General features: G+C 38.0%; 5 protein-coding genes. 2 read left to right on the forward strand and 3 right to left on the reverse strand.

Annotation, left to right across the window (positions count from 1 at the left end; translation table 11 throughout):
- The first annotated feature begins 99 nt into the window (after window positions 1-99).
- The gene (locus B3317_RS10340; protein WP_291111200.1) at window positions 100-906 is read left to right on the forward strand and encodes an alpha/beta hydrolase; all 807 of its coding nucleotides are present in this window, start codon (window positions 100-102) and stop codon (window positions 904-906) included.
- A gap of 62 nt (window positions 907-968) precedes the next feature.
- Here the strand turns inward: B3317_RS10340 and B3317_RS10345 are convergent, their stop codons facing one another.
- The 3 genes from B3317_RS10345 to B3317_RS10355 all read right to left on the reverse strand — a co-directional run bounded on the left by B3317_RS10345 (window position 969) and on the right by B3317_RS10355 (window position 3,179).
- Complete coding sequence (locus tag B3317_RS10345; protein ID WP_291111202.1) at window positions 969-1,361, reverse strand: HIT family protein; 393 nt, start codon at window positions 1,359-1,361, stop codon at window positions 969-971.
- 6 nt (window positions 1,362-1,367) lie between these two features.
- Window positions 1,368-1,835: a transcription elongation factor GreA gene (gene greA, locus B3317_RS10350; protein WP_006799587.1), complete on the reverse strand. Its 468-nt coding sequence runs from the start codon at window positions 1,833-1,835 to the stop codon at window positions 1,368-1,370.
- A 168-nt stretch (window positions 1,836-2,003) separates the two neighbouring features.
- The gene (locus B3317_RS10355) at window positions 2,004-3,179 is read right to left on the reverse strand and encodes a TlpA disulfide reductase family protein (RefSeq protein ID WP_291111204.1); all 1,176 of its coding nucleotides are present in this window, start codon (window positions 3,177-3,179) and stop codon (window positions 2,004-2,006) included.
- 357 nt (window positions 3,180-3,536) lie between these two features.
- Between B3317_RS10355 and B3317_RS10360 the strand changes: the two genes are divergently transcribed.
- Complete coding sequence (locus B3317_RS10360) at window positions 3,537-4,499, forward strand: hypothetical protein (RefSeq protein ID WP_291111206.1); 963 nt, start codon at window positions 3,537-3,539, stop codon at window positions 4,497-4,499.
- The last annotated feature ends 66 nt before the right edge of the window (window positions 4,500-4,565 follow it).

Genomic DNA, 4,565 nt, shown 5'->3' on the forward strand with positions numbered 1-4,565 from the left:
GAGATACAAATTGTTGACTGATGACTGCTAACTGTTGACTGTAAATAATGTTACCTTTGTTACTACAAATTTCTGATCTTAAATTAATATATAGACTATATGAAAAAAAGTTTGATCGTAATCTTCCTCTTCTGTGCTTTGGCGATAACCGCACAGAATACATATGAACTGAAAAAGGATGTACCTTATTCCGGTGCTGCCGAAACGGATGCATACCGTAAGGAACGTTGTAAACTGGATATATACTATCCTGTGGATAAGAAAGATTTTCCTGTGGTGGTCTGGTTTCATGGCGGGGGCCTTGAAGGTGGGGAAAAGCATATCCCGAACGAACTGAAGGAAAAAGGTATAGCAGTAGTGGCAGTCAATTACCGCCTTAGCCCGAAAGCTACAAATCCGGCGTATATAGAGGATGCTGCCGCTTCTGTTGCGTGGGTTTTCCAAAACATTGCTTCGTATGGCGGTAGTGTAAATGATATTTATGTGTCGGGACATTCTGCCGGGGGGTATCTGACTCTTATGGTGGGACTGGATAAGAGTTATCTTGAAAAATATGGAATTGATGCGGATAAGATAAAGGGGCTGGTGCCTATCAGCGGTCAGACTAATACGCATTATACCATAAGGAAAGAACGGGGAATACCTCAAAATCTCCCTGTCGTTGATGCTTATGCGCCATTGAATCAGGCACGGGCAGGTATCCCTCCTGTTTTATTAATTTCGGGAGACCGTAATCTGGAGATGACAGCGCGCTATGAGGAGAATCTGCATATGGAAGCTATCTTAAAGTCGTTTGGGAACAAGGATGTGACCATGTACGAAGTTCAGGGCTTCGATCATGGGGGAGTAGGGGGTCCCGGCTGTTTGCTTTTGCTCGATTGGATTAAGAAATATAGTAAGAAATAAGACATAACAAAGAGGGCAGAAACCTCATGATTCCTGCCCTTTGTATTTTGAAATAAATCTTATCAGATATATTCTCTTATCTTCCGGGCAATGTCTTCAAACTCGGCTTGCTCCAGCTTTACTCTGGGATTGGATAACAGCATGTCAGACTCCCTGTTTATCGGAATCAGGTGTATATGTGCGTGAGGGACTTCCAGTCCTACTACCATAACTCCAACCCGTTGGCATGGAACAGCCTTTTCGATAGCCTTGGCAACTTTCTTGGCGAAGATGTTTATCCCGCCTATAGTTGCGTCGTCCAAATCGAAGATATAATCCACTTCCTGTTTAGGAATGACCAGAGTGTGACCTTTAGCCATAGGATTTATATCAAGGAAGGCAAAGAATCTTTCATCCTCTGCCACCTTGTAAGAAGGTATCTCACCGGCTGCTATTCTACTAAAGATACTTGCCATCAGCTGTTAGATAGAGATGTTTACGATCTCGAAACTCATCATTCCCGAAGGAACTTTTATTTCGGCAACATCACCCACCTTTTTGCCCATAAGGCCCTGTGCAACAGGAGTGCTTACTGCAATCTTGTTTTCTTTCAGGTTCGCCTCACTTTCAGCTACAAGGGTATATGTCATTTGCTGGTTGTTCTTTGTGTTGCGTATAGTAACCTTGTTTAGTATCTGTACTACATCGATTCCTATCGCCTCCTCATTTATTATACGGGCGTTTGCCAGCAGATTTTTCATCTGGGCTATTTTTGCCTCAAGCAATCCCTGAGCTTCTTTGGCTGCATCGTATTCGGCATTTTCCGACAGATCGCCTTTATCACGGGCTTCAGCTATTTGTTTTGAGATAGCCGGTCTTTCGCTCTCCAGAGCGCTGATTTCTTCTTTCAACTTTTTGTAACCGTCTTCGGTCATGTAAGTGATAGCCATGGTAATTAAAGTTAAATTAGTTAGTGACTATTATTCCTTTTGATTTTTTAAAGCGACAAAAAGAAAAAGAATCCTTGCCGTATAGGCCAGAACTCCTTTTCCTTTTTCAATCTATTACAAGCAAAGATAAGATATAATTTTTATACCGTCAAAATATTTAGCTAACTTTTATAATAATTTTTGAACTTCAGAAGATAAATCATCTGTGGATAATACTCTTTTTACGATCTCTCCTTTTTTATTGATAATGAAAGTCGTCGGGAATCCCTGAATATTATACTTTGCCAGTAAATCAGAAGCCAATGACTTATCATCTCTTACGCAAATCCAAGGAATGTTTACTGCACTGTTTTGCCAGGCATGCACATCAGTGTCGAATGAAACCTGATATACTTCAACATTTCCTTTATGCTTTTCATAAGCCTTATTAAGCAGGATATTGTGCGCCGGGGAAAAGTCTGTTTGATATGCTGTAAAGTCCAGTATAACTACTTTTCCTTTTAATGAAGAAAGACTTATATTCTTGTTATGTCTATCTGGCAAGGTTATATTATAATATGTACTGTGGTCTGTGACTTCCGATGTTGCGATTCTGTTTATCGCTTCTTCCTGGCTTGCTGCTTTGCGGATTTCGGCCAAAGCGGATAAAGTAAAGTTTTTCAGATTAGCTGTGCGGGGAGATGTTGGGTATTGTGTATCCCATACTGTAGCGACAGCCTGAAATGCAGCGATGTCTTTCTTGTTGTATGGGTCGAAAATCAAATAGTTATCTACTTTTTGGAAAAGTGCAAAATAGGCGGCTAAACTCTTATAGTCGGAATATATGAGGTCTTTAGCTTTAGTCTTGTACTCATTCACTCCATTTTGTACAGCCGTAATATATTCTTCTTGCGATATCTCTTTACTTTCAAATTTCTTTTTCAACTCGGAGAAAGTTTGGCTTAGTTTGTTTTGAGCCAAAACTATGTCTTTTATTTTAGCTGAACCACTAGAACCTTCAACGGTATAATCCAGTGCAAAAGTTTCCTTCGGTGCATTCACAGTAATAGTCTCTGTGGAATCTACTGCCAGGTTAATTGTTTGTCCGTTTAGTTTTAGTAAATAAAATTCAGGATAGCCGACATTAGCTTCTGTGAATTTGAAGTTCCCATCTTTATCCAGTTTTACAGAATCAATTATAGTTGTTTCGGTAAGAGATCTTTTCTCCAGATATAGTATAGTTGTGTCGGCATTACTTATTTTTCCCTCAATTGTAAATTGGAGCTTCTTGTCTTTGCAGGATGCAAATAATACTAATGAAGCAATAGCGAGAATTGTGATTTTTAATAAAAGAGACGTTTTCATGTATGATGTTGTATTATAAAGTAAATCAAAGTATATACTTGATATATTATTTAGCTTATTATGTATTATAGAAGTAAAAAAACTTTATCTATATATTTCAGAGCAGCAAAGATATTAATTATAATCAAATCTATTTATCTTGGATTTTATAAAATGATTTTTTTTCTGCCCAGAGATAATAATTGTATTGGTTTTATCGTATAATAGTTAAAATCATTTTGTTTTTTTCTTGGATTTCACTATATTTATTTCTGTATTAATCAACTGAAAATGTCTGTTACTATGTATAGAACAATAATTTTCTTAATATTTTTTATTTATAGTATATGTTTGGTTTATTCTCAGGATTCTGTTAAGGTGGAAAGATTAGATATTATATATCTGAAAAATGGTAAGATGATAAAAGGAAAACTGGTTAAACGGCAATTCGGAACTATAAGTGTAAAAATCACAGATAGTCTTTCGCAGAAAGAGAATATTGTAATATATCAACAGGGGGATATCAAAAAAATAGAGGAAAGAAGTTCTGGAGAAGTTGAAGGGGGATTATCGAAAACCGATCCGCAAAGTTATGTAGAGGGTAGTCCTAATTCGAAGAGAAAAAGACAACGGCAGCCGGTGAACGGAAGTGTTGTTGGCCAGCCTTCAAATCCTACGCAAAGTCTAATTCCCGAGCAACCGCCGCATGAGGATGTTCTCAGGCAAGTACAGCAACCGGGAGGTAATATATCCATGCCTGTGATGGTTGATCAACCTGTTATAATTGATGGAACCAGGGCGGCAAGTCCGGATGAATATTTTGATCCTTTTAGCGTCCCAAGACCTAAGCGGCGGGAGAAGATATGGAATCGGGAAATAAAAGGATTCCGGGTTTTTATTGATTATGCTTATATACATGGTATAGGTAAAACAAAGAATCACAGGTTCGAATATGGAACATCAATAGGGTATCAGTTTAATCCGATTTTTTATGTAGGTGTAGGAACAAGTTATACTATGACCCTAAATAAAAAAGATTCATCCCTGCCTATCTTTATCAATCCACGTATTAATTTTTTGGATGAGAATACAACCCCTTTCTGGGATGTAAAAGTCGGGTATTCGGGTGCTATGGGAAAAGGTTTTTATTTTAGTACTTCCTTTGGGATAAGTATTGCTAAGCAAGGAAGAAGTGCCTGGAATATTGGACTCGTTTATTCTTTGCAAAAGGCGACTTATTATGAATGGTCTGACGTGGAACCGGATAAGAGAGTGCCGATCAAACCTACATATCATGGATTGGCATTGAAGCTTACATATGAATTTGGTATAGGTCGATAAATTTTTAGCCTTTTTTATGGAGTTTATTCGATCCGGTTTTAACAACATGTTGTGAGATAAGGGTAT

The sequence above is a fragment of the Dysgonomonas sp. UBA7710 genome, from assembly GCF_002482385.1.
Classification (GTDB): Bacteria; Bacteroidota; Bacteroidia; order Bacteroidales; family Dysgonomonadaceae; genus Dysgonomonas.